A 22,748-nucleotide genomic window follows, 5' to 3' on the forward strand; every position below is an offset into this window, starting at 1 on the left:
GGAAACTCTATACGGCTAGGAAACCGCCCCAGGCTCGACTCGGCTCCCGGCCGTGATCGGGTTGCTCACCGCCTGCAGGGCACGACGCCACGGGAACTGCCCGCGGAAGCGGTCGGTCTGGCCGGGGCCGCCGAGCCGGCACACGTCCTCCCCGTAGAGGACGTGCACACCCCAGTCCCGGAGCTTGGCCAGGCTCTCGTGCAGCGACGGGTGCAGGGCCATGACCTTGTTCGTGTACGGGACGACAGCGGTGGGCACGCCGTACCCGTACCCCTCGACCAGCAGGCCGAGCACGAGCGTGTCGGTGATCCCGGCCGCCCACTTGTTGACCGTGTTGACCGTGGCCGGCGCGACGATCATCGCGTCCGCGGGCGGCAGCACGTCCGGGTCGCCGGGACTCTTGTAGTCCGTACGCACCGGATGTCCGGTCTGGTCCTGCAGAGCCGCGACGTCGACGAACTTGCGGCCGTCCGGAGTCGTGATCACACAGACCTCCCAGCCGTCACGCTGGGCCAGGCTGACGAGGATCCCGACGTCCCGGGCCATCGGTGAGCCGCACACGAGGACGTACAGCACACCGGGTGAGGGGTTACCCGTCATCACGCGCGGACCCACCTCATACGCCGACTCCCATCTGTTCGGCCAGCTCCGCGATCGGAGCCGGCGGCGTGCCCCGCGTCCGGCGCAGCACGTCGGAAAGGACTTCGTGGGCGAGCGGGCGGCAGCGGATCTCCGAGGGGGCGAGCCGGTCGCCCTCCAGCAGCATCTCGCCGGCCTTCTCCACGTCGCCGATCTGTGTGTAGCCGCGGGCGATGTCCAGGTAGTGATGCGCCCGCCGTTCCGGCAGCAGGGCGTGGAACCCTGCCTTCTCCATGCGGTCGTGCACTTCCACCGCCGTACGGCCGTCGCCCAGCTCGACCGCGGTGGCGCAGCGGTGCAGCTGCACGTTGGTCGGCCCGAACGAGGTCCAGTAGTGGTTGAAGTCGCCACCCAGCTCGATGGCGGCCTGCTCGGCACCGCTGAGCAGGTCGCGCACGGTGGCGCTGTCCCCGATCCGCGAGGCCGACATCGCGCCGTTGAGCAGGAGCATCCCGTACACCGAAAGTTGTTCGGCCTCGGGCCGCGTCGGCCCGGGGGCCAGGCGATTGGCTATGTTGACGTTGACCTCGAGCGACGGGCGGACCCGGCCCAGGGCCAGCAGCGCGCTGCCCACCCGATAGCTGGCCAGCCCGGCGAGCAGCTGGTCGCCGGCCCGCTGGGAGACCGCGATCGATCGGTCCGCGGCGAGCCAGGAGAGCTCGTGCTCGCCCACCTTCCGCAGCGCCGACGAGGCGATCTGGTAGACCTGCCCGAGCAGGTGCGCGGCGCTCTTGGCCTGGTCGCTGTTGGCGTGCGCGCTGTCCGCGGCCTGCGCGTCGCGCAGCAGCTTGGGCAGTGCCCGCGCGAGCGCGCCGTACTTCGCGTGCTGATAGGTCAGCCACGCGTGGCTGACCGCTTTGTGCATCTCCGCGAGCGGCGGTGATTGCGGCACCGCCTGGAAGAACGCACTCATCTGGTCATAACGCTCCAGAGCCGCACGAATCTCCTCGACCTCTACCTGGTCGATACAGTTCTGCGTCTCCGGCTTGCGCTCCACCTCTTTGCCCAGCAACAGCTGGACATCGACCTGGAGAACGTCCGCGATGTCGTACACCACGGAGAACTTGTCGAGTCGGCGGACCCCACGCTCCACCTTGTCGACCCAGCTCTTGCTCTTGCCCAGCCGGTCTGCGAAGACCTGCTGAGACATCTTGCGCCTGCCCCGCCAGTAGGCGACGCGGCGGCCGATCGGCAGCTCGTCCACGGTGCCTCCCCCACTCACCCGGCGGCCTTTCCGCCGGTGAGCCATCCGGTGACCTGCAGTGTGAACCGCTCACGTGCGCACAGATCGCACAGCGTGTGTGATCGCCTGCTCACCGATGCTCGTAGTTTTTCTTGCAAGTTGCAAAGGGTGGATCTGACCGGCCCAACGATGAACGTCTCGATGGGATACGGCCGGGCCTCTCGATTCCGGGGGAGTTGGGCTATGCAGTGGACCAACCGTCAGCCGTTCGTCCCACCGTCGCTTCTCGATCGACTCGACCGAATCCGTCTCCGCCGCGCCGCGCAGGCTTTCGCCGAGCACGGCTGGGCGGTGGCGCCCGGCTCCTACCTCACCGGCACCCGGTTCGACTGCGGGCGCCCCGGCTGCCCGATCACCGGATGCCATCCGGCCGTCGACTCCCTCGCCGAGTCGGCCACCACCGATCCGGCCCGGACCGGCCGATGGTGGCGGCACCGGCCGCACAACGTGCTGCTCACCACCGGCGACGCCTTCGACGTGCTGGAGGTGCCGGCCGTGCTCGGCCGGCCGGCCGCGGACCGGAACGCGGAATCGGCCGGGCCGGTCGCGGTGACCGCGGCCGGGCGATGGATGTTCCTGGTCCGGCCCGGGTGCCCGCTCCGGGCCGAGCTCGAGCTGCGCCTCGACGTGGTCCGTCACGGGACGGGATCGTGGATCCCGGCGCCACCGAGCCGCATGGTCGAGGGACCGGTCCGCTGGGTGATCGCGCCGAGCCAGGTGGACTGGGCGCTGCCCGACCCGGAACGGGTGCAGGCGATGCTGGCGCGATCGGTGACCCGGACGCCCCGGACCCCGATCGTGCCGCGGCAGCTCTCCACCCTGCGCCGCGCCGCCTGAATCGGACAGACGTCCGCCGCCGGCCGCCCCATCGCGGCCGGCGGCCGATGGCCGGGTGTGTGCATGAGAACACATGTCATCCGACAAGGTATCCCGGCCACCGGCATGCGGCGAGTCACCCGAAGGGATGACGCGGATGAGTGAAATTTTTCAGACCACGAGATCCCGGTACGCGGTGATCACCGCTTGCGTCCGGTCGGCCAGTTCCGGTCCGCTCTCGGCCGCCGGGACGCCACCGACCCGGGCCAGCGCGCGCTCGGCGTGCCGGGCGGTCGCGGCCACCTGCTGCTCCCGGATGAAGCTCTCACCGGCCCGGGCCGCGGCGTCGACCGCCCGCAGGATCCGGTTCGCCGCCGCGCCGGTCTCCCGCCACAGCTCGTCCGCCCGGTCCCACTGGGTGTCCGCGGCCAGCCGGGCCGGACTGTCGGCCGGGATGTCGGCGTCGTGCGTCGACTCCAGCCCGGCCCGCACCCGGCGCAGCTCCTGACGGCGTTCCAGCAGCGTGGCCAGCTCGTCCAGGGCCCGCGTGAGCGAACGGTCGGCCTGCCCCGGGTCGACCATCTCGCCCAGCGCCGGCCAGGTCCGGCGGACCCGGTGCGACGCGTCCAGAGCCCGCGCGAACGCCTCCCGCTCCGGCTCGGTCCAGAGCACCCGGGCCTCGGCGTCACGCGGCGCCACGAACGCGGCCGGCTGGGCCGCCCGGGCCTGCCGGCGCCACGACCAGGCGAGCAGGCCGGCACTCAGGACGATCGGGAACCACCAGGCCAGCCCGGTGGCGGTGAGGACCGCGGAGGCGAACAGGAGCCCCAGGGCGAGCCGGCTGGCCGAGGCCAGCCGGACCTCGCGGCCACGTCCGGAAGGCGGCCTGGGCACGGCTGCGACAATTGATCCCGTACGGCGGTAGCGGGCGCGCCCGGTCCGCGTGCGCACCGTCCGCGCCGCGACCACGACCTTCTCCGCGTCGGCGCCGATGTGAAGATCCGTGCTCACCGCGTCGCCCTCGCCCTCCGCCGATCTTCCGGGCGGGTCCGAACCGCCGAGGGGACACCGGCCGGACCCGCCCACCGCGGGGGTTCTCCCCGCGAGCAACAGTTGAATCGGTGCCGGGCGGCCCCGGTTGAGCCCCGTCCGGTTGCGTCGCCGGTGCAGCCCGGGATGCGAGGCTGCGCTAGCGTCGCGGGCGTGGATGCGGTCGACCTGGTGTTACGCAAGTACGACGGCCGGCCGCACCGCCGGGTCACCGGGAGCCTCCTCGGTGAGGACGAGTTCGGCACCTGGATCGGCACCCCGCGCGGCACGATGGTCCGCTACAGCTACGGCCTGCGGCGGGTCTCCTGGACGAGCTCGGACTCGGTCCGGCTGATCCCCCGGGACACCTGGTGGATGGCGATGTTCTCGGCCGAGCCGAGCCGCTCGGAGATCTACTGTGACGTGATCACCCCGGCCCGGCGCACCCGGCCGGCCGAGTTCACCGTGGTCGACCTGGACCTCGACGTGATCCGGATGCGGGCCGGCGGCCGGGTGGTGATCGACGACGAGGACGAGTTCGCCGAGCACACGATCCGCTTCGGCTACCCGGACGACGTGGTGGCGGCCGCCACCGGGGCGGCGGCCGAGCTCCAGGCCGCGCTGGGCGGCGGCGCCGAGCCCTTCGCCGGGCGGTACCGTCCGTGGCTGGCCCGGGTCACCGGACCGGCCCACCGCTGGCCGCGCCTGCGCTGACCGGCGCGAGCGGAAAATTGTCAGGGGGTGGCCCTAGCGTCGGGCCCATGACTGACACGGCACTACGCGACTCCCCGATCACCCTCGACCGGCGGCTCCTGCTCGGCGGGACCGATTATCAGGTCACCGTCTTCCCCACCGAGGATCAGCGGCTCGACCTCTGCATCGTGAGCAGCGACGGCGACGGCCACGTGGTCAGCGAGATCAGCGGCAGCCTCGCCCCCGGCGACCTGGCCGGCCTGACCGAGGTGCTCGCCTCCACCCTGACCGGCCTGATGGCGATGACCGGCGTCCAGGGCCCGGGCACCGCGCCCGCGCCGGCCCAGCGCGGCCGCGCGCCCAACCACGGCGCCCGGTGGGCTCCGGCCGACGACGAGCGGGTCCGGGCCCGTTATCGCGAGGGCGCCGGCCAGGCCGAGCTGGCCGCCGAGTTCGGCCGCACCACCGGCGGCATCCGGTCCCGGCTGGAGCACCTCGGCGAGATCCCGCCCGGTGGCCGCTGGCGCCCGCCCGCAGCTGATCCGCCCGTGGCCGCGTGACCCGCGGCGAGCGTGGAAAGGCCCCGGCTCGCGCTGGCGCGGGCCGGGGCCTGGTGCCGGTGGGCGCGGTAGGTTTCGAACCTACGACCCCTCGCTTGTAAGGCGAGTGCTCTCCCACTGAGCTACGCGCCCGGCTGCGGCTGGCGCCGGAGTGGTCATCCTACCCTGCCCCGATTCACGATCCGAGTGCGCCGCAGATCACAGCCGGGGTCAGGGGGTCAGGGTGGCGAGGGCGGCTCGCCAGGCGGACTGGTCGCGGGTCTCGCCCGGGCCGGTCATCTCGGCGAAGCGGATCACGCCGGCCGCGTCGATCAGGAACGTGCCGCGGTTGGCGAAGCCGGTGTCCTCGTTGAGGACACCGTAGGCGCGGGCCACACCCCCGTGCGGCCAGAAGTCGGCCAGCAGGGGGAAGTCGAAGCCTTCCTGCTCGGCCCACACCTTGTGGCTGTAGATCGAGTCCACACTGACGGTCAGGACCTGCACCCGGTCGTTGACGTAGTCGGCCAGGTGCTCCTGGATCTCGGTCAGCTCGCCGTGGCAGCGACGGCTGAACGCGAGGGGGTAGAACACCACGAGCGCCGCCTTGCGACCGTGCAGGTCGCTCAGACGTACGTCCTGGTTGTTCTGGTCTTTGAGCTGGAAATCCGGCGCCGGCGCGCCCACCTCGATCGGCACCTGCCCCACCCTAGTCACGCCGAAGCCGCCGCACAGCGCGGGCCGCGGCGTGCCGCCACCGGACCGAACTCGCGGCAAGGCCGGAGCACAGCGCGAGCCGCAAGGTGCGACCCCCGGGCTGGAGGCCGCCGCACAGCGGGGTCCCGCGGCGTGCCGCCGCCGCACAGCCGGGGCCGCGGCACGAGCTCGTGGCGAAGGGCCGGCGCCCGCCGGGGACGCCGACCTGGGGCCGGTTTCGCAGCGAGCTACTTCTTCTTGGCGCCCCGAGGGGAAACCAGCCGAGCCCCGGTCCAGTCCTTGCCGGCGTTCACCGTCGAGGTCTGCTGCAGGCCGGCGGTGGGTGCCGACTCGCTGATCTCGCTCGGCTCGACGTGCCCGTCGCGGCCGGCTTTCGGGGTCAGCAACCACACCACGCCGTTGTCGGCGAGGGGGCCAAGTGCATCGGTGAGCAGCTCGAACAGGTCACCGTCGCCGTCGCGGTACCACAACAGCACCGCATCGACGACCTCGTCGGTGTCCTCGTCGACCAAATCACCGACGCGTTCGGTCAGGGCGTCACGGAGCTCCTCGTCGACGTCATCGTCGTAACCCATCTCCATGACCACCATGTTCGGCTCGAAGCCGAACCGGTCCGCCAGGCTGCGTACGCCGTCGGCCTGACCCGCGGTCGCGCTCACTGTCCAAATCCTCCTAGCCGTGAAAAAGCCTTGAAAATGCGCCGGAACTTTGGGGGTAGTCCACACACTCCGGGCTCCCGGCGCAAGTGGCGCACCGAGTGTGTGGCAATTTACCGTGCCAGCAGTGCCTGGGCACCCTGTGTGATGGCATCCTCTCCCACCAGCACGTGCTGAGCGGCCGGTCCCAGCGGAACCGGTGCGTCGGCCGCAGCCACCCGTCTGGCCGATCCGACGAACGCGCCGTCGACCAGGGCCGCCAGCACGCCCTCGCCGACGCCGCCGGAGCGACGGGTCTCGTCGACGATCAGCACACGACCGGTGGCCAGGGACTCGCGCACCAGGTCAGCGACCGGGAGCGGGCTGAGCCAGCGTAGGTCGACCACCCGGGTGCCGTACCCGTCGGCGGCCAACCGGGCCGCGACTCGCAGGGACATCCGCACCCCGCCACCGTACGTGACGATGGTCAGGTCCTGCGCCGTGCCCAGGGTGTAGATCCGCGCACGGCCGATCGGGGCGTGCTCACCGGGCCATCGTTCGGGGGCCGGATAGGCCGCCAGCCACTCGTTGTCGCCTTGCTGATAGAGGTCCCTCGTCTGATACAGCGCGGCCGGTTCCAGGAAGACGCAGACGCTCCCGTCGACCTCGGCCGCGGCCAGGCAGGTGCGCAGCATCGGTGCGGCGTCCTCGGCCCGGGCGGGCGCGGCGACGACGAGCCCGGGGACGTCGCGGAGCACGGCCAGGGAGTTGTCGTTGGCCAGCGGGCCGCCGATCCCGTACGGGTCGGCCAGCGCCGGGATCCGCAGCACCATCGGATTGCGGTAGGCCCCGGAGGACAGGAACGACATGGTCGCCGCCTCGATCCGGACCTGGTCCTCGCCGTTGTGCAGGTCGGCCAGGCCGGTCAGTTCGGGCACCGGGAGCAGGCCGGCCAGTCCGGCGCCGAGGGCGAGCCCGATCACGCTGGTCGCGTCGGGCAGAGTGTCGAAGACCCGGTCGCCGCCGCGTTCGCGCAGCCCGGCGGTGACCCCGTGACGTCCGCCACGGGTCGTGCCGGGGCCGAAGACCTGCAGATGCGGGCGGGCGGCGAGGGCGTCGGTGAGTGCGGCGTTGACGGTCTGGGCCAGGGTCATCGGCCCGGCCTGCTCGGGGAGGTGCCCGCCGAAGACCCGGGACCGGTTGGCCGCGCCGGGTCCGACGGCCCGGCTCGCGGCGTCGGCGATGGCGTGGGCGACGCGCAGCGGGCGGCGCGGGGCCAGCGAGGCCACGATCTCGCCGACGGTGGCCAGTTTCGGCTCGCCCAGCACTTCCTCGGCGGCCTTGCGGACCTGCCAGCCGATCTCGTCGTAGCGGGTGATCACCTCGTCCGGGCCGAGCAGGCCGGCCTCGATCAGCAGGCGGGCGGTGCCGATCAGCGGGTCCCGGTCGAGGTCGGGGCCGGGTTCGGGGTCGCCCGGGTCGTCCAGCAGCCGGACCGTGCCCACGTGCAGCACGGCGGGCCGGCGTTCGCGGCGCACGTACTCGGCCGCGTCGGCGGCGGCGTCGTAGGTGGCGGCCAGGTCGCACCCGTCGGCGTACGAATACCGCACCCCGGGCCGCCCGCGCAGCACCGCGGCCACCCAGCCGTCCGGGGCGGGACCGCCGGGCGCGTCGTCCTCGCACACCAGCAGCAGCGGGATCCGCTGGTCGGCCCGGTCGTGCCAGCCGGCCGCGTGCAGGGCCGCGGTGGCGCCGGGCTGGTCGACCCCGTCGTCGCCGAAGGTGGCCGCGACGATCGCGTCGGCCGGCCAGCGCGGGTCGGGTGAGCGGCTCAGCCCGTAGGCGAGGCCGACGGCCCGCGGCAGGTGACCGGCCGGTGTCGAGATCACCGGGACCAGGTGCAGTTCGGCGTTGCCGAAGACCTTGTCGCGCCCGCCGCTGATCGGGTCGCGGACCGAGGCCACCACCCCGCGCAGGATGTCGCGGGCGGCCTCCTCGAGCCGCTGGACGCGGTTCTCCCGGGCCGAGAGGGCGGCCCGCACGCAGTAGAACGCGGCGGCCCGGGCGTGCGGCAGCGCCGGGTCGTCGCCGCGGAGCGCGGCCGCGACCGCGGCGTTGCCCTCGTGGCCGGCCGAGGCGACGGTGTGGAAGCCCTCGTTGAAGCTGCGCAGCCAGCGCGCCGCCAGGTCGAGGTGCCGGCTGGTGAGCTGGGCGTCGAAGAGTTCGAGGGCGCGGGCGCCGGTCAGCGTGACGCCGTCGCGGACCGGGTCGCCGGGAGCGCGCCGGTGCTCCGGGGGTCGCAGGGCCGAGACCGCATCGCGGAACCGCTCGTCGAGGCTTTGCGGGGTGGTCACGAAATCAGCATTACGGAACCGGGCGAAGGCTGCCACCCACCGTAAATCCGATCACAGGTGTCGATCTTCCGACGCGACCTCCCGTACGGGTGGTGCAATGTCCGAATGATCATGTGCCGGCTGGCGCTCCGGGTGGGCTGGCTGACCATCACGGCGGCGCTGTTCCTGCTGCTGGATCTATACACATAGGCTCGCCGGATGCGTACCGAAGTGATCACCGTACGGACCGGGGACTCCCCCGTCGTCGTCGACATCACCCGCGAAGCGGAAAGATTCGTCGCCTCCGAGAAGGACGGGCTGCTGCACGTCTTCGTGCCACACGCGACGGCCGGTCTGGCGATCATCGAGACCGGCGCCGGTTCCGACGACGACCTGCTGACCGCGATCGACGACCTCCTGCCGGCCGAGGACAAGTGGCGGCACCGGCACGGGTCCCGGGGCCACGGGCGCGATCATGTGCTGCCGGCCTGGATCCCGCCGTACGCGAGCCTGCCGGTCATCTCCGGACGCGTCGCGCTGGGCACCTGGCAGTCGATCTGCCTGGTGGATCCCAATGGCGACAACCCCACGCGACAGGTCCGGTTCTCCTTTCTACAAGGGTGATTCACAAAGTTACTGGTCAGTACATGTGTCGCGCATCGCTGCCCCGACCGTTAGGCGTGACGATCCCCACCGTTAAGGGGCAGGATGGAGACCTATCCGGGCGATACGCCACCTGGATCGCACCGGTTCCAACACTCAACCAAGAGGATTGCCTGTGGCCACGGAGCGCAAGCGCCCGGTGATCAGCGATGGCCTGCCGAGCCAGCTTCCGGACATCGACCCTTCGGAAACGAACGAATGGATCGAGTCCCTCGACGGAGTCATCGACGAACGGGGCGCAAAACGAGCCCGTTACGTGATGTTGCGCCTGCTGGAGCGCGCTCGTGAACGACAGGTGGGCGTTCCGCCACTGACGTCCACCGACTACATCAACACGATCACACCGGAGCAGGAACCGTGGTTCCCCGGTGACGAGTTCGTGGAGCGGCGCATCCGGGCCTACGTCCGGTGGAACGCCGCCATGCTGGTGCACCGCGCGCAGCGTCCGGAGATTGGCGTCGGAGGCCACATCTCGTCGTACGCGTCCAGCGCCAGCCTGTACGAGGTGGGCATGAACCACTTCTTCCGGGGCAAGGACCACCCCGGTGGTGGCGACCAGATCTTCTTCCAGGGCCACGCGTCGCCCGGTATGTACGCGCGCGCGTACCTTGAGGGCCGGCTCACCACCGACCAGCTCGACGGCTTCCGCCAGGAGCTCAGCCACCCGGGCGGCGGCCTGCCGTCGTACCCGCACCCCCGGCTGATGCCGAACTTCTGGGAGTTCCCGACCGTCAGCATGGGCCTCGGCCCGATGAACGCGATCTACCAGGCGCGATACAACCGCTACCTGCACAACCGCGGCATCAAGGACACCAGCCAGCAGCACGTCTGGGCGTTCCTGGGCGACGGCGAGATGGACGAGGTCGAGTCGCTCGGCGCGATCGGCGTGGCCGCCCGCGAGGAGCTGGACAACCTGACCTTCGTGGTCAACTGCAACCTGCAGCGTCTCGACGGCCCGGTCCGGGGCAACGGCAAGATCATCCAGGAGCTGGAGTCGTTCTTCCGCGGCGCCGGGTGGAACGTGATCAAGGTCGTCTGGGGCCGCGAGTGGGACTCCCTGCTCGCCGCCGACACCGACGGCGCCCTGGTCAACCTGATGAACGCCACGCCCGACGGTGACTACCAGACCTACAAGGGCGAGTCCGGGGCGTACGTTCGCGAGCACTTCTTCGGCCGTGACCCGCGCACCCGCAAGCTGGTCGAGGGCATGACCGACGACGAGGTGTGGAACCTCAAGCGCGGCGGTCACGACTACCGCAAGCTCTACGCGGCGTACAAGGCGGCCACCGAGCACACCGGCCAGCCGACCGTGATCCTGGCCAAGACCATCAAGGGCTGGACGCTGGGCTCTCACTTCGAGGCCCGCAACGCCACGCACCAGATGAAGAAGCTCACGCTGCCCGACCTGAAGAGCTTCCGGGACCGGCTCTACCTCGACATCAGCGACAAGCAGCTCGAGGAGAACCCGTACCTCCCGCCGTACTTCCACCCGGGCGAGAAGTCCGACGAGTACCAGTACATGCAGGAGCGCCGCCGTGACCTGGGCGGTTACGTGCCGTCCCGGCGCACCAAGCCGAAGGTCCTGGCCATCCCGGACTCGTCGGCCTTCAGCGGGGTCAAGAGCGGCAGCGGCAAGCAGAAGGTCGCCACCACGATGGCCTTCGTCCGCCTGCTCAAGGACCTGATGAAGGACAAGGAGTTCGGCGCCCGGTGGGTGCCGATCATCCCGGACGAGGCCCGCACCTTCGGCATGGACTCGTTGTTCCCGACCAAGAAGATCTACTCGCCGCACGGCCAGACCTACACCTCCGTGGACCGGGAGCTGTTCCTGTCCTACAAGGAGGCGACGAACGGCCAGATCCTGCACGAGGGCATCAACGAGGCCGGGTCGACCGCGAGCTTCATCGCGGCCGGCACGTCGTACGCGACGCACGACGAGCCGATGATCCCGCTGTACATCTTCTACTCGATGTTCGGCTTCCAGCGCACCGCCGACGAGCTGTGGGCGGCGGCCGACCAGATGACCCGGGGCTTCCTGCTCGGGGCCACCGCCGGGCGGACCACGCTCAACGGTGAGGGCCTGCAGCACGAGGACGGGCACTCGCTGCTGATCGCGGCGACGAACCCGGCCGTGGTGGCCTACGACCCGGCGTTCGCGTACGAGATCGCGCACATCATGGAGAACGGCCTCCACCGGATGTACGGGGAGCAGCAGGAGAACATCTTCTACTACCTCACCATCTACAACGAGCCGGCGATCCAGCCCGCCGAGCCCGCCGGTGTGGACGTGGAAGGCCTGCTCAAGGGCATCTACCGGTACGCCGAGGGCCCGTCCACCAACGGCCCGAAGGCGCAGCTGCTGGCGTCCGGCACCGGCATGCGCTGGGCGCTGAAGGCGCAGGAGCTGCTGGCCCAGGACTGGGGGGTCAGCGCCGACGTCTGGTCGGTCACCTCCTGGGGCGAGCTGCGCCGGGACGCGATCGAGGCGGAGGAGCACAACCTGCTCCACCCGAGCGACCAGCCGCGCAAGCCGTACATCCAGCAGAAGCTGGAGAGCACCGAGGGTCCCTCGGTGGCGGTCAGCGACTGGATGCGGGCCGTGCCCGACCTGATCGCCCGCTGGGTGCCGAACGGTTACACCTCGCTGGGCACCGACGGCTGGGGTCGCAGCGACACCCGGCACGCCCTGCGCCGCCACTTCCACGTGGACGGCGAGTCGGTGGCCGTGGCCACGCTGCGCGAGCTCGCGCTGCGCGGCAAGATCCCGGCCCACGTACCGGGCGAGGCCGCCAAGAAGTACGCGATCGACGACGTCAACGCGGCTCCGGTCGGGGAGACCGGCGGCGACAGCTGATCGTCTGACCATTGGCCAGGCCCGTCGCTTTTCGCGGCGGGCCTGGCTTTTGTCCGGAAGACTACGAGTTGTGCGGCTACGTATCAGCCACAAACTCATGATCCTCGGCCTGGGCAGCGTCCTCGGCACGGCGCTCGTGCTGGTGCTGGTCGGCGCCTGGCAGAGCGGCCGGTTCGCGAACAGCACCGAGCAGGCCGTGGTCCAGTCGAACGAGGCCGACCTGGACCGGGCCACGGCCGACGTCAGCACCCTGGTCTCCTCGGTCGGCGACGAGGTGCAGCGCGAGGTCGACCTCGGCATGCACGCCGCCGACGGGCTGCTCGCCCAGCACGGCGGGATCAAGCTCACCGAGCAGACCGCCACGTGGACCGCGACGAACCAGGTCGACCAGTCGAAGAAGAAGGTGACGCTGCCACGGGTCACGGTGGACGGCGACTGGCTCGGGCAGAACACCGACTTGAAGAAGGCCACCCCGTTCGTCGACGACACCGCCAACCTGGTCGGCGGCGCGGTCACGTTCTTCCAGCGGATGAACACCGCGGGCGACCTGCTGCGGGTGGCGACCACGGTGAAGGCGACGACCGGGGCCCGGGCGATCGGCACCTACATCCCGGCGACCGGCGCCGACGGCAAGCCGAACGCGGTGGCCGCGGCGATCAGCTCCGGCCAGGGGTATCGCGGGGTGGCGCAGGTGGTGGGTACGCCCTACATCACCGCCTACGACCCGATCAAGGACAGCGCCGGGAAGGTGGTCGGGGCGCTCTTCGTGGGGGTGCCGCAGACCGACGCGCTGGCCGGTCTGACCGAGGCGATCGCGGGCTCGCACGTCCGGGAGAACGGCTGGGTCACCGTCTACAGCACCTCCGCGGCCGACCAGGGGCGGGTGGTGGCGTCCAGCCTCAAGGACGCGTCCGGCGACCTCACCGCGACCGACGCGAAGGGCGCGAAGTACATCCAGGAGATCGTCACCAAGGCGCCGCAGCTCGCCGGCGGGGCGACCTGGCGGACCGCCTACCGGCTGCCGGGAGCCTCCGGGGCGGAGGCCGGGAACACCACCACGACGGTGGCGTACTACAAGCCGTACCAGTGGGCCATCGCCGTCGGGGGCTACGACGCCGACGCCGCGAAGGCGATCACCGTGGTCCGGGACGGCCGGCGCACGATGCTGACCGCGTTCGTGATCGCGGCCGTGCTGCTGGCCCTGCTCGGGGCCGCCGCCGCGTACCTGCAGGCGTCCAGGATCGCCGGGCGGGTCGGCGCGCTGACCGGCGCGCTGAAGCGGCTCGCCGCCCGCGACCTGACGGTGACCGTGAACGATCACGGCCGGGACGAGATCGGGCAGGCCTCGGAGGCGCTGAACACCGCGGCCACCGAGCTGCGCGCGGTGATGGCCGACGTGTCGTCGGCCTCGGCCGAGGTGGCCGGCACGGCCGAACGGGTGGCCGGGGCGGGCGCCGATCTCTCCACCGCCGCCGAGACCGCGGCGACCCGGGCCGGGCAGGTCACCGGCTCGGCCGAGACCGTGTCGCACGTGGTGCAGACCGTGGCGGCCGGGGCCGAGCAGATGGGCGCGTCGATCACCGAGATCTCGCACAACGCCCAGGAGGCCGCGCAGGCCGGCCGGGACGGGGTGGGCCTGACCTCGGCCGCGGCCGGGGTGGTGGCCGAGCTGCGGGAGTCGACCACGAAGATCACCGACGTGGTCCAGCTGATCGCCACGATCGCCGAGCAGACGAACCTGCTGGCGCTGAACGCGACGATCGAGGCGGCCCGGGCCGGCGAGACCGGCAAGGGCTTCGCGGTGGTCGCCAACGAGGTCAAGGAGCTGGCCCAGGAGACCGCCCGGGCGACCGAGGACGTCACCGCGCGGGTCGCCGCGATCGAGGCCGACACCGCCCGCGCGGTCAGCTCGATCGACGCCATCTCGGCCCGGATCGCGCAGGTCAACGACTTTCAGACGGCGATCGCGGCGGCGGTCGAGGAGCAGGCCGCCACCACCGCCGAGATGGCCCGCAACATCTCCGAGGCGGCGGGCGGGAGCCGGGAGATCGCGGACGGGATCAGCTCGGTCAGCGGCGCGGTCGACGGCACCCGGCAGTCGGTGGCCGCGGCGCACCGGGCCGCCGGCGAGCTGAACGCCACCGCGCAGCGGCTGACCGGGCTGGTCGGGCGCTTCACGGTCTAGGCGGGCCCGTAGGTGACGACCTGGACACCGGTCGCGCTCTGCCAGCTCTTCCGGACCGTCAGCGCGATCTTGGTGCCGTCGTCCCAGAGCTTGCGGCCCTCGCCCTGCACGACCGGGAAGATCATCAGCCGGTACTCGTCGATCAGGTTGTGCCGGGTCAGGTAGTTCACCAGCGAGGCGCTGCCGTTGATCAGCAACGTCCCCGGCTCGGTCCGGAGCTTGGCCACGGCGTCCGACACCTCGCCGGTGAGCAGCGACGCGTTCCACTCCGGGGTGGTGACGGTGGTCGACGCCACGTACTTGGGCATGGTGTTCATCTTGATGCCGAAGTCGCCGGTCTCGGCCTCCATCTGCGGCCACGCGGCCTTGAAGCCCTCGTAGGTGCGCCGGCCGAGCAGCAGCGCGTCGGCCTCGGCCAGGTTCTCGGCCTGCCACGAGCTGAGCTCCTCATTGAAGTACGGCCCGCTCCAGGCCGGCTCCTCGAACACGCCGTCGAGCGTCACGTACTCCACCGCGACAACCTTGCCCATGCCCCTCAGCTCCCTATTTAACGACTGCGTTAATTAACTGATCGGTAAATTACGCCGCTCCCGACCGCATGTCAAATACCCCTCGCTCGCCTCGGTAGGCTGGGTCCGTGACTGTTCGCGTACGTTTCGCCCCGTCTCCCACCGGCATGTTCCACGTCGGCGGCGCCCGATCGGCGCTGCAGAACTGGATCTACGCCCAGCAGCACGGCGGTGTCTTCGTGCTCCGGATCGAGGACACCGACGCGGCCCGCAACCGGCCCGAGTGGACCGAGGGCATCATCTCGGCGCTCGACTGGATCGGCATCGAACGCGGGACGTACGAGGGCCCCTACTTCCAGTCGTCCTACGCGGCCGACCACACCGCCGCCGCCACCCGCCTCTACGGCGAGGGCAAGGCCTACTACTGCGACTGCAAGCGTGAGGATGTCGTCGCCCGCACCGGCAACACCCACACCGGCTACGACGGCTTCTGCCGCGACCGGGCGCTGGGCCCGGGCGAGGGCCGCGCGCTGCGCTTCCGCACCCCCGACGAGGGCGAGACCGTGGTCGAGGACCTGGTCCGCGGCAAGCCCACGTTCGAGAACAAGCTGATCGAGGACTTCGTCATCGCCCGCTCCGACGGCTCGGCGGTGTTCCTGCTGGCCAACGTGGTCGACGACATGAGCATGGGGATCACCCACGTCTTCCGCGCCGAGGAGCACCTGCCCAACACGCCGAAGCAGCAGCTGCTGTGGGAGGCCCTGGGCGTCACTCCGCCGGTCTGGGGTCACGTCCCGGTCATCGTCAACGAGAAGCGGCAGAAGCTGTCCAAGCGGCGCGACAAGGTCGCCCTGGAGTCGTACCGGGACGAGGGTTACCTCGCCGCCGCGATGCGCAACTACCTGATGCTGCTCGGCTGGGCGCCCTCCGGCGACCGGGAGATCGTCCCGTGGTCGGTCGTCGAGGCGGAGTACCGGATCGAGGACGTCAACCACGCCCCGGCGTTCTTCGATGTCAAGAAGCTGCGCGCGTTCAACGGCGAGTACATCCGGGCCCTCACCGCCAACGAGTTCACCCAGGTCTGCGCCCCGTGGCTGACCGGCACCGAGACGATCCCGGCCCCGCCGTGGGACCCGGCCGCCTTCGACGCCGAGGCCTTCACCACGATCGCCCCGCTCGCCCAGACCCGGATCGCGGTGCTCTCCGAGATCGTGGAGAACGTCGACTTCCTCTTCCTGGCCGAGCCGGTCTCCGACGAGGCCTCCTGGGCCAAGGCGATGAAGGAGGGCGCGGCCGACATCCTGGACGGCGCCGCGGCGGCCTTCACCGAGCTCACCGACTGGTCCGCGGAGGCCCTGAAGACCGCCCTGGAGCAGGTCGGCGAGGCCCGCGGGCTGAAGCTCGGCAAGACCCAGGCCCCGGTCCGGGTCGCCGTCACCGGCCGTACTGTCGGATTGCCGCTCTTCGAGTCGATCGAGCTGCTGGGCCGCGAGCGGACGCTCGCTCGCATCTCCGCCGCCCGGGCACGTCTTTCCGCCTGATCGGCCCCCTTTTACCGCATTCGGCGGGCCGCCACCATAGCGGTTCGTCGAATGCGGTGATGCGGTCCGCTACATGGGTGGCCACCACCCCCACGACTTGCGCGGACTGGGTAATATTCGGCCGCTGATCAACGGCTTTACCGTCCTCCGCGGTCGTCCCCCCAAATGGCTCCAATTCACCCTGCTGCGAGATGCGGCCGGGCCGGTGCTCGGGAAGGCTGGAGGCTGATGCCGCGCGCCGGCCATCGCCGGGGCACGAGCAGCGGTCAGACGTAGCCATGTCATCCACGGGCGGGGGAGGTCGGATGGTGGTTCGACGAGCAATGAGACGAGTGGCCGCGGCGGCCGGCGCGCTGGCGATCGCCGCGGCTGTGACACTGGGCACGACCCCGGCTGTGGCGCAGGCCACACCGGCCGGGCAGACCGGCGCGGCCGCGACGCCGAAGGCGACGACCAAGCCGAAGCCCACACCCGACACGATCACGATCACCGGCGGCGAGCTGCCGGAGAGCGGGATCAAGGTTCTGCAGGCCGAGGACCCGAAACTGTTCCGCATGCTGATGGAAGAGGTCAGCTGGATCGCCGGGGCCACACCGCAGACGTCGACGCCGGCCAAGAAGAACCTGGGCACCAAGTACACCGTCCAGATCCTGATCAAGGACAAGGCGACCCAGCTCTACGAGCTGTACCCGCAGGCCACCGGCGGCCCCCGGGCCCACCGGCCGGCCACGCAACCCTCCGGCAAGAAGACCGACGGCTGGTTCTACGGCCGCCTGTCGATGTCCGAGTCGCTGCGCCTCAGCGGCGTTCCGCTGAAGGCGAAGCCCGACGTGGTCAACGGCGGCATCGGCGGCGGCGTCGGCGAGACGCTGAGCTCCGACAGCGACCCGGTCGAGGGCGCCAACGAGCTGTTCGGGCAGTTCCGCCGCCTGTTCCTGCTCAACGGGGCGCTCCTGCTGGTCATCCTGACCGGGCTGGCCGGCATGGCGTTCCTGATCCGCCGCCGCATCTAGCGCAGGCCTCACCAGAGCCGCCTCGGTCCGCTTCCGGTCCGGGGCGGTTCTGCTTACCCCAAGATCAAATTCTTCATTGCCTATCTCCGCCGGGGTACAGACCGTCGCTCCCGCGGGGACCCTTCCGACCCTCGCAGGGCGCTGGCGCGCCCAGAACGCGAGGCCCGGAAGGGCGACGTGGTCGGTTGGTTGCGGTCAGAGCAACAAACCCGCCCATGGCCGCGACCGAATCCCCGAAGCACCCGATCCGGCGACGTCGGCCCCGGGCGGCTTGGCTTTCAGCGCCGGCCGGGCGGCTTGGCCTTTCTCAGTGCCGGCCGGCCGCGTGGTGGCGGGCGGCCTGGGTCACCAGCCCGACCAGGTCTTCCAGGTCCGCGGCGAACTCCGCCTCCAGAGCCGCCGGATCCGCCTCGCCGGGCATCGAGAGTTCGTCGGGTTCCGCGGCGACCCCGGACTTCTCCTCCGCAGAGCCGGGTTCCCCGCCGGCCGAAGGCAGGCCGGGCGTGCCGGCCAAGGGCAGGCCGGGCGTGCCGGCCGCAGGGAGATCGGGCGTGCCCGCCGCGGGCCGGTCGGGCGTGTCGGCCGCGGGCGTGTCGGGCGGGGGTGGCGGGACCCGGGGCAGGCCGCCGGTGACCTCGCCGGTCGTGTAGCCGAGCAGGAACGCGCAGATCATCCGGGCCAGCCGAGGCGCCTCGGCCGTCGGCACCCCGGCGTCGTGCAGGATTCCGCGCAGGGCGGCGGTCATCCAGGACGCCGACGCCCCCGCGGCCGACCGGTTCAGCAGCAGTGGAAACGCGCTCGGGTGGGCGTGGGCCAGGGCGCGCACGGCCCGGCCGAGCGCCCGCAGGCGCTTCCGCCAGTCGATGCCGGCCGGATCTTCCCCGAACGACGTGCCCAGTTCCAGGTGCAGCAGGTCGACCAGTCCGTCGAGCAGGGCGTCCTTGCCACCCACGTACGGATAGAGGGCCATTGACGTCAGCCCGACCCGTTCGGCGACCGCGCGCATCGACATGGCGGCCAGTCCCCGCTCGTCCACCAGTGCGAGCGCCTGGTCCAGGATCAGCCGTCTCTTGTCGTCCACCCGCCAACCCTGGCCAGGGCGGGCCCCGCGGACATCGAAACGCGCCCGTAGCGGCCCGCCCACTCACCCGACGGAGTGACCCCGTACGCGAAAAGCGCGAAGCGCCCGGAAAACCGCGCCTCGCCCAGCGACCGCAACCCTCGCCCGGGTCAGCGAAAAACGCCGCCGCGGGCGCAAGGCCCGCGGCGGCGGAGGTGATGTGACGGCTGACTCAGCACCAGCGCCCTGGGGGGCGGCCGCGGCCGGCGGCGCGGCGGCGGGGGCGGACCGCGCCGTGCAGGTGGGCGCCCGCCCAGCCGCGCAGTTCGGTCCGGCAGCCGACCCGGCCCGTCTCCGACACGATGATCGGCTCCTCCTCGGCGACCTGTGACAGGTCGTCAAGGGCGGGTTCGATCTCGGTACGCATCTCGTCCCGGTCCATCATCTCCCCTCCTCGATCCTCGGTATCGGCGGTCGATCGGTTGTTCGGCACCGTGTCCTCATCGGCACCGCCGGCTCCGGGTTGATGAGACCCGGCCGTGGCGCACAGACGGACACGATGCCAGGTCACCGACCGGAATTGGGGTAGAGGCGCACCGCTACACCGGACAAATGTCATAAAAATGATGAAACGGGCGGGGTTCGCGTCAGCGATCGGCGGCGTGACACTCTGGGCGCGTGGCGGACAGCCGAAGTGCCCAATCCTCGCCGGAGGCCCCGGCGAACCCGCTCCAACCTGCGACTTTGCGCCGGATCGAGCGGCACGCGGGGGCCCTGGCGAGCTCCGCGGTGGCCCGGATGGACGAGACCCTGCCCTGGTTCCGCGCCTTGCCGGCCGATCAGCGCTCCTGGGTGATGCTCGTCGCACAGGCCGGTGTCCGGTCGCTCGTCGAGTGGCTGCGGTCGGGCGCCACCGTGGCCGCCAGCACCCAGGAGATCTCGGACGAGGTGTTCGCGGCCGCGCCCCGCGCCCTGGCCCGGGCGATCACGCTGACCCAGACCGTGCAGCTGATCAAGGTCACGATCGACGTCGCCGAGGTCGAGGTGCCCGGGTTCGCGGCCAAAGGCGAAACGGACTTGTTGCTCCAGGCCATCCTGCGGTTCTCCCGGGAGATCGCGTTCTCGGCCGCCCGGGTCTACGCGCGGGCGGCCGAGTCGCGCGGCGCCTGGGACGCCCGGCTGCAGGCCATGCTCGTCGACGCGCTGCTGCGCGGCGACTCGTCGGACGTGCTGGCCAGCCGGGCGGCCGCGCTCGGCTGGGTCGACTCACCCCCGGTGGCGGTGGTGGTGGGCCGCTCCCCCGGCGGCGACATCACGGCCGTGCTGCACGCGCTCTACCGGGCCGCCCGGCGGGCCCGGCTGGAGGTGATCGGCGGGCTGCACGGCGACCGGCTGGTCGCGGTGGTCGGCGGCGCGACCGACCCGGTGGCCACGGCGGCGTCGCTGAGCTCCGGGTTCGGCGAGGGGCCGATCGTGGCCGGCCCGGCCGTCCCGACCCTGGAGCAGGCGACCGAGTCGGCCCGGGCCGCGCTGGCCGGGTTCCGCGCGGCGCCGGCCTGGCCCGGGGCGCCGACCCCGGTCGCCGCCGACGACCTGCTGCCCGAGCGGGCGCTGGCCGGCGATCTGGACGCCCGGCGGAAGCTGCGCAACGACGTCTACGGGGCGCTGGCCCGGGCCGGCGGGGGCCTGCTGGAGACCCTCGACGCGTTTTTCGCGGCCGGCGGGGTGTTGGAGAGCGCGGCGCGGGAACTGTATGTGCATCCGAACACGGTTCGGTACCGGCTGCGGCGGGTGGCCGAGGTGTGCGCGCTGACGCCGCTGGACGGGCGGGACGCGTTCGCGCTGCGGATGGCGCTGAGCATCGGACGCCTGGATCCGTCGTGAGTTCCAAGATCCTCGGCAGTGCCCAGTGTCACAGCGATTAACCACTAACGAGCAGCGTGCAAAATAGTGCGTAATCCTCCCAACTCCACCCCCGTTTTGTAGGAAACCTACAACGTCTGTCGTAGGGTTTCGTCGCGCCCGGCAACCCCGGAACGCTCCCCGATCCGGAAGAGTCGAAGACGTGCTCGCCGTACTCTCACCCGGCCAGGGTTCCCAGAAGCCCGGCTTCCTGACTCCCTGGCTCGCCCTCCCCGGCGCCGAGGAGCGACTGACCGCCTGGTCGTCGCTCGCCGGCGTCGATCTGGTGCACCTCGGCACCGCCGCGGACGCCGAGGAGATCAAGGACACCGCCCGCACGCAGCCGCTGCTGGTCGCCGCCGCCCTGCTGGCCCTCGAACAGCTCCCGCTGGACCGGGTCGGCGTCGTCGCCGGTCACAGCGTCGGCGAGCTGGGGGCCGCCGCGGCCGCCGGGGTGCTGACCCCGGAGGACGCGATCACGCTGGCCGGGGTCCGGGGCCGGGAGATGGCCGCCGCCTGCGCGCTGGCCCCGACCGGGATGTCGGCCGTGCTCGGCGGCGACCCGGACGAGGTGGTCGCCGCGATCGAGAAGCACGGGCTGCACCCGGCCAACCGCAACGGCGCCGGCCAGATCGTCGCGGCCGGTGCGCTGGACGCGCTGGCCGAGTTCAAGGCCGACCCGCCGACCAAGGCCCGGGTGATCCCGCTGGCCGTGGCCGGGGCGTTCCACACGCCGTTCATGGCACCCGCCGAGACCGCGCTCGCCACGGTGGCGCAGAACACGGCCGTCACCGACCCGGCCCGCACGCTGTTGTCGAACCTGGACGGCACGGCGGTGGCGGGCGGGCGCGAGATGCTCGACCGCCTGGTCCGCCAGATCACCGCCGGCGTCCGGTGGGACCTGTGCATGGACACGCTCAGGAGCCTCGGCGTCACCGCGGTGATCGAGCTGCCCCCGGCCGGCACCCTCGCCGGCCTGGTCAAGCGTGAACTGAAGGGCGACGGTGCTCCGGAGATCGTCACCCTGAACACGCCGGACGATCTGCCCGCCGCGCGCGATCTGATCGCCCGGCACGCCACGCCCCAGCACTGACGCGCGCAGTCGCGACCGAAGGAGGAACGAGATGGTTGCGGGTTCCCGCATCGTCGCGATGGGTCACTACCAGCCCTCGCGCGTGGTCACCAACGAGGATCTGACCAAGACGCTCGACACCAACGACGAGTGGATCCGGAGCCGGGTCGGCATCGCCGAGCGGCGCATCGCCGACACCGAGACGGTCGCCGACATGGCCGGTTTCGCCGCCGAGAAGGCGCTGGCCGCCTCCGGGCTGACCGCGGCCGACATCGACCTGGTGGTGGTCGCGACCTGCTCGTCGATCGACCGCTGCCCGAACGTCGCCACCCGGGTGGCGAACAAGCTGGGAATCGCCGCCCCGGCGGCGTACGACCTGAACACCGCCTGCTCCGGCTTCTCGTACGCGGTCGGCAGCGCCGACCACGCGATCCGCGCCGGCGCCGCCCGCAACGCGCTCGTGATCGGCGCGGAGAAGCTCTCCGACGTCACCGACTGGTCGGACCGCAAGACCGCGGTCCTGTTCGGTGACGGCGCGGGCGCCGCGGTGATGACCGGGGTGCCGGACGGCGAGCAGCCCGGCGTCGGCCCGGTGCTCTGGGGTTCCGCCCCGGACAAGGGCGACGTCCTGCGCATCGAGGGCTGGCGGCCGTACATCGAGCAGGAGGGCCAGATCGTCTTCCGCTGGGCCACCACCGAGCTCGCCCCGTTCGCCCTGGAGGCGTGCCGCCGGGCCGGTGTCGAGCCGTCCGAGCTGGCCGCGTTCGTGCCGCACCAGGCCAACACCCGGATCATCGACGGCATCGTGAAGCGGCTCGGCCTGAGCGAGAACGCGATCGTCGCGAAGGACCTGGTCGAGTCCGGCAACACCTCGGCCGCGAGCGTGCCGCTGGCCCTGTCCAAGCTGATCGAGCGCCGCGAGGTGCCCTCCGGGGCGCCGGTGCTGCTGTTCGGTTTCGGCGGTGGCCTGACCTATGCCGGTCAGGTCGTCCGCTGCCCGTAAGCGCTTTTCCCATCCGCAGTACCGAGCACAAACAGTAAAAATCGAGAGGAAAACACCGAAAATGGCTACTCGCGAAGAGATCACCTCCGGCCTCGCCGAGATCCTCGAGGAGGTCGCCGGGGTGAACCCGGACGACGTCGCCGAGGGCAAGTCGTTCACCGACGACCTGGACGTCGACTCGCTGTCGATGGTCGAGGTCGTGGTGGCGGCCGAGGAGAAGTTCGGGGTCAAGATCCCGGACAACGAGGTCCAGAACCTCAAGACCGTCGGTGACGCGGTCACCTACATCGAGGCGAACGCCTGAC

21 protein-coding genes and 1 tRNA gene are annotated in these 22,748 nt (G+C 71.4%); 12 read left to right on the forward strand and 10 right to left on the reverse strand.

From position 1 onward, the window contains the following. Positions 1 to 15: 15 nt before the first annotated feature. Both ACSHV8_RS33625 and ACSHV8_RS33630 read right to left on the reverse strand, forming a co-directional pair. The gene (locus ACSHV8_RS33625; RefSeq protein WP_436537018.1) at positions 16 to 600 is read right to left on the reverse strand and encodes a flavoprotein; all 585 of its coding nucleotides are present in this window, start codon (positions 598 to 600) and stop codon (positions 16 to 18) included. Positions 601 to 616: 16 nt separating this feature from the next. Beyond that, the gene (locus ACSHV8_RS33630; RefSeq protein ID WP_436522407.1) at positions 617 to 1,843 is read right to left on the reverse strand and encodes a helix-turn-helix domain-containing protein; all 1,227 of its coding nucleotides are present in this window, start codon (positions 1,841 to 1,843) and stop codon (positions 617 to 619) included. Positions 1,844 to 2,065: 222 nt separating this feature from the next. On the opposite strand from ACSHV8_RS33630, the gene ACSHV8_RS33635 reads away from it, so the two are divergent. Further along, positions 2,066 to 2,719, forward strand: coding sequence for a bifunctional DNA primase/polymerase (locus tag ACSHV8_RS33635; protein WP_436522408.1), 654 nt, complete (start codon positions 2,066 to 2,068; stop codon positions 2,717 to 2,719). 150 nt (positions 2,720 to 2,869) lie between these two features. Here the strand turns inward: ACSHV8_RS33635 and ACSHV8_RS33640 are convergent, their stop codons facing one another. Further along, positions 2,870 to 3,709, reverse strand: a complete 840-nt coding sequence (locus ACSHV8_RS33640; protein WP_436522410.1) for a hypothetical protein — start codon at positions 3,707 to 3,709, stop codon at positions 2,870 to 2,872. A 192-nt stretch (positions 3,710 to 3,901) separates the two neighbouring features. On the opposite strand from ACSHV8_RS33640, the gene ACSHV8_RS33645 reads away from it, so the two are divergent. After that, positions 3,902 to 4,441, forward strand: a complete 540-nt coding sequence (locus ACSHV8_RS33645; protein WP_436522412.1) for a DUF402 domain-containing protein — start codon at positions 3,902 to 3,904, stop codon at positions 4,439 to 4,441. Positions 4,442 to 4,488: 47 nt separating this feature from the next. After that, entirely contained in the window at positions 4,489 to 4,980 is a 492-nt protein-coding gene (locus ACSHV8_RS33650) for a hypothetical protein (RefSeq protein ID WP_436522414.1), read from the forward strand. Between the two features lie 60 nt (positions 4,981 to 5,040). Here ACSHV8_RS33650 and ACSHV8_RS33655 read toward each other — a convergent pair. From ACSHV8_RS33655 to ACSHV8_RS33670, 4 genes are all read right to left on the reverse strand, one after another. Then, positions 5,041 to 5,112: transfer RNA gene (locus ACSHV8_RS33655), tRNA-Val, on the reverse strand. 78 nt (positions 5,113 to 5,190) lie between these two features. After that, a complete protein-coding gene (locus ACSHV8_RS33660; RefSeq protein WP_436522416.1) occupies positions 5,191 to 5,655 on the reverse strand; it encodes a peroxiredoxin in 465 nt (154 codons plus the stop codon). A 245-nt stretch (positions 5,656 to 5,900) separates the two neighbouring features. Then, positions 5,901 to 6,332: a DUF3052 domain-containing protein gene (locus ACSHV8_RS33665; protein WP_396120833.1), complete on the reverse strand. Its 432-nt coding sequence runs from the start codon at positions 6,330 to 6,332 to the stop codon at positions 5,901 to 5,903. Between the two features lie 110 nt (positions 6,333 to 6,442). After that, the gene (locus ACSHV8_RS33670; protein WP_436522418.1) at positions 6,443 to 8,662 is read right to left on the reverse strand and encodes a transketolase C-terminal domain-containing protein; all 2,220 of its coding nucleotides are present in this window, start codon (positions 8,660 to 8,662) and stop codon (positions 6,443 to 6,445) included. Positions 8,663 to 8,860: 198 nt separating this feature from the next. Between ACSHV8_RS33670 and ACSHV8_RS33675 the strand changes: the two genes are divergently transcribed. From ACSHV8_RS33675 to ACSHV8_RS33685, 3 genes are all read left to right on the forward strand, one after another. After that, a complete protein-coding gene (locus ACSHV8_RS33675; RefSeq protein ID WP_436522420.1) occupies positions 8,861 to 9,265 on the forward strand; it encodes a YjbQ family protein in 405 nt (134 codons plus the stop codon). Between the two features lie 154 nt (positions 9,266 to 9,419). Continuing rightward, positions 9,420 to 12,158, forward strand: a complete 2,739-nt coding sequence (gene aceE / locus ACSHV8_RS33680) for a pyruvate dehydrogenase (acetyl-transferring), homodimeric type (RefSeq protein ID WP_436522422.1) — start codon at positions 9,420 to 9,422, stop codon at positions 12,156 to 12,158. 70 nt (positions 12,159 to 12,228) lie between these two features. Continuing rightward, positions 12,229 to 14,343 (forward strand): methyl-accepting chemotaxis protein, encoded by a 2,115-nt coding sequence (locus ACSHV8_RS33685; RefSeq protein WP_436522424.1) that lies wholly within the window; start codon positions 12,229 to 12,231, stop codon positions 14,341 to 14,343. Here ACSHV8_RS33685 and ACSHV8_RS33690 read toward each other — a convergent pair. Further along, a complete protein-coding gene (locus ACSHV8_RS33690) occupies positions 14,340 to 14,873 on the reverse strand; it encodes a dihydrofolate reductase family protein (RefSeq protein WP_436522426.1) in 534 nt (177 codons plus the stop codon). The two genes, ACSHV8_RS33685 and ACSHV8_RS33690, sit on opposite strands and share 4 nt — an antisense overlap. 107 nt (positions 14,874 to 14,980) lie before the next feature. Between ACSHV8_RS33690 and gltX the strand changes: the two genes are divergently transcribed. Together gltX and ACSHV8_RS33700 are read left to right on the forward strand one after the other, a co-directional pair. After that, positions 14,981 to 16,393 carry a glutamate--tRNA ligase gene (gene gltX / locus ACSHV8_RS33695; RefSeq protein WP_436522428.1) on the forward strand — a complete coding sequence of 471 codons (1,413 nt, stop codon included), beginning with the start codon at positions 14,981 to 14,983 and terminating at the stop codon, positions 16,391 to 16,393. A 323-nt stretch (positions 16,394 to 16,716) separates the two neighbouring features. Then, positions 16,717 to 17,406 (forward strand): hypothetical protein, encoded by a 690-nt coding sequence (locus ACSHV8_RS33700; RefSeq protein WP_436522430.1) that lies wholly within the window; start codon positions 16,717 to 16,719, stop codon positions 17,404 to 17,406. 307 nt (positions 17,407 to 17,713) lie between these two features. On the opposite strand, the gene ACSHV8_RS33705 is transcribed toward ACSHV8_RS33700, so the two are convergent. Together ACSHV8_RS33705 and ACSHV8_RS33710 are read right to left on the reverse strand one after the other, a co-directional pair. Continuing rightward, positions 17,714 to 18,487, reverse strand: a complete 774-nt coding sequence (locus ACSHV8_RS33705) for a TetR/AcrR family transcriptional regulator (protein ID WP_436522432.1) — start codon at positions 18,485 to 18,487, stop codon at positions 17,714 to 17,716. Positions 18,488 to 18,698: 211 nt separating this feature from the next. Next, on the reverse strand, positions 18,699 to 18,911 hold the full coding sequence (locus tag ACSHV8_RS33710) for a hypothetical protein (RefSeq protein ID WP_436522434.1): 213 nt from the start codon (positions 18,909 to 18,911) through the stop codon (positions 18,699 to 18,701). A gap of 233 nt (positions 18,912 to 19,144) precedes the next feature. On the opposite strand from ACSHV8_RS33710, the gene ACSHV8_RS33715 reads away from it, so the two are divergent. The 4 genes from ACSHV8_RS33715 to ACSHV8_RS33730 all read left to right on the forward strand — a co-directional run bounded on the left by ACSHV8_RS33715 (position 19,145) and on the right by ACSHV8_RS33730 (position 22,747). Next, positions 19,145 to 20,350 (forward strand): PucR family transcriptional regulator, encoded by a 1,206-nt coding sequence (locus ACSHV8_RS33715; protein WP_436522436.1) that lies wholly within the window; start codon positions 19,145 to 19,147, stop codon positions 20,348 to 20,350. A 181-nt stretch (positions 20,351 to 20,531) separates the two neighbouring features. Continuing rightward, the gene (locus ACSHV8_RS33720) at positions 20,532 to 21,461 is read left to right on the forward strand and encodes an ACP S-malonyltransferase (protein ID WP_436522437.1); all 930 of its coding nucleotides are present in this window, start codon (positions 20,532 to 20,534) and stop codon (positions 21,459 to 21,461) included. 31 nt (positions 21,462 to 21,492) lie between these two features. Then, entirely contained in the window at positions 21,493 to 22,443 is a 951-nt protein-coding gene (locus ACSHV8_RS33725; protein WP_436522439.1) for a beta-ketoacyl-ACP synthase III, read from the forward strand. A 61-nt stretch (positions 22,444 to 22,504) separates the two neighbouring features. Continuing rightward, positions 22,505 to 22,747: an acyl carrier protein gene (locus ACSHV8_RS33730; protein WP_396120845.1), complete on the forward strand. Its 243-nt coding sequence runs from the start codon at positions 22,505 to 22,507 to the stop codon at positions 22,745 to 22,747. The last annotated feature ends 1 nt before the right edge of the window (position 22,748 follow it).

This window comes from Actinoplanes sp. HUAS TT8 (assembly GCF_051380535.1).
Lineage (GTDB): Bacteria > Actinomycetota > Actinomycetes > Mycobacteriales > Micromonosporaceae > Actinoplanes.

Bases quoted from the DNA above. Each gene is read 5' to 3' on its own strand.
- ACSHV8_RS33625 (WP_436537018.1), bottom strand. From the start codon at position 600: ATGACGGGTAACCCCTCACCCGGTGTGCTGTACGTCCTCGTGTGCGGC.
- ACSHV8_RS33635 (WP_436522408.1), top strand. From the start codon at position 2,066: ATGCAGTGGACCAACCGTCAGCCGTTCGTCCCACCGTCGCTTCTCGAT.
- ACSHV8_RS33650 (WP_436522414.1), top strand. From the start codon at position 4,489: ATGACTGACACGGCACTACGCGACTCCCCGATCACCCTCGACCGGCGG.
- ACSHV8_RS33675 (WP_436522420.1), top strand. From the start codon at position 8,861: ATGCGTACCGAAGTGATCACCGTACGGACCGGGGACTCCCCCGTCGTC.
- ACSHV8_RS33690 (WP_436522426.1), bottom strand. From the start codon at position 14,873: ATGGGCAAGGTTGTCGCGGTGGAGTACGTGACGCTCGACGGCGTGTTC.
- ACSHV8_RS33700 (WP_436522430.1), top strand. From the start codon at position 16,717: ATGAGACGAGTGGCCGCGGCGGCCGGCGCGCTGGCGATCGCCGCGGCT.
- ACSHV8_RS33710 (WP_436522434.1), bottom strand. From the start codon at position 18,911: ATGATGGACCGGGACGAGATGCGTACCGAGATCGAACCCGCCCTTGAC.
- ACSHV8_RS33725 (WP_436522439.1), top strand. From the start codon at position 21,493: ATGGTTGCGGGTTCCCGCATCGTCGCGATGGGTCACTACCAGCCCTCG.
- ACSHV8_RS33730 (WP_396120845.1), top strand. From the start codon at position 22,505: ATGGCTACTCGCGAAGAGATCACCTCCGGCCTCGCCGAGATCCTCGAG.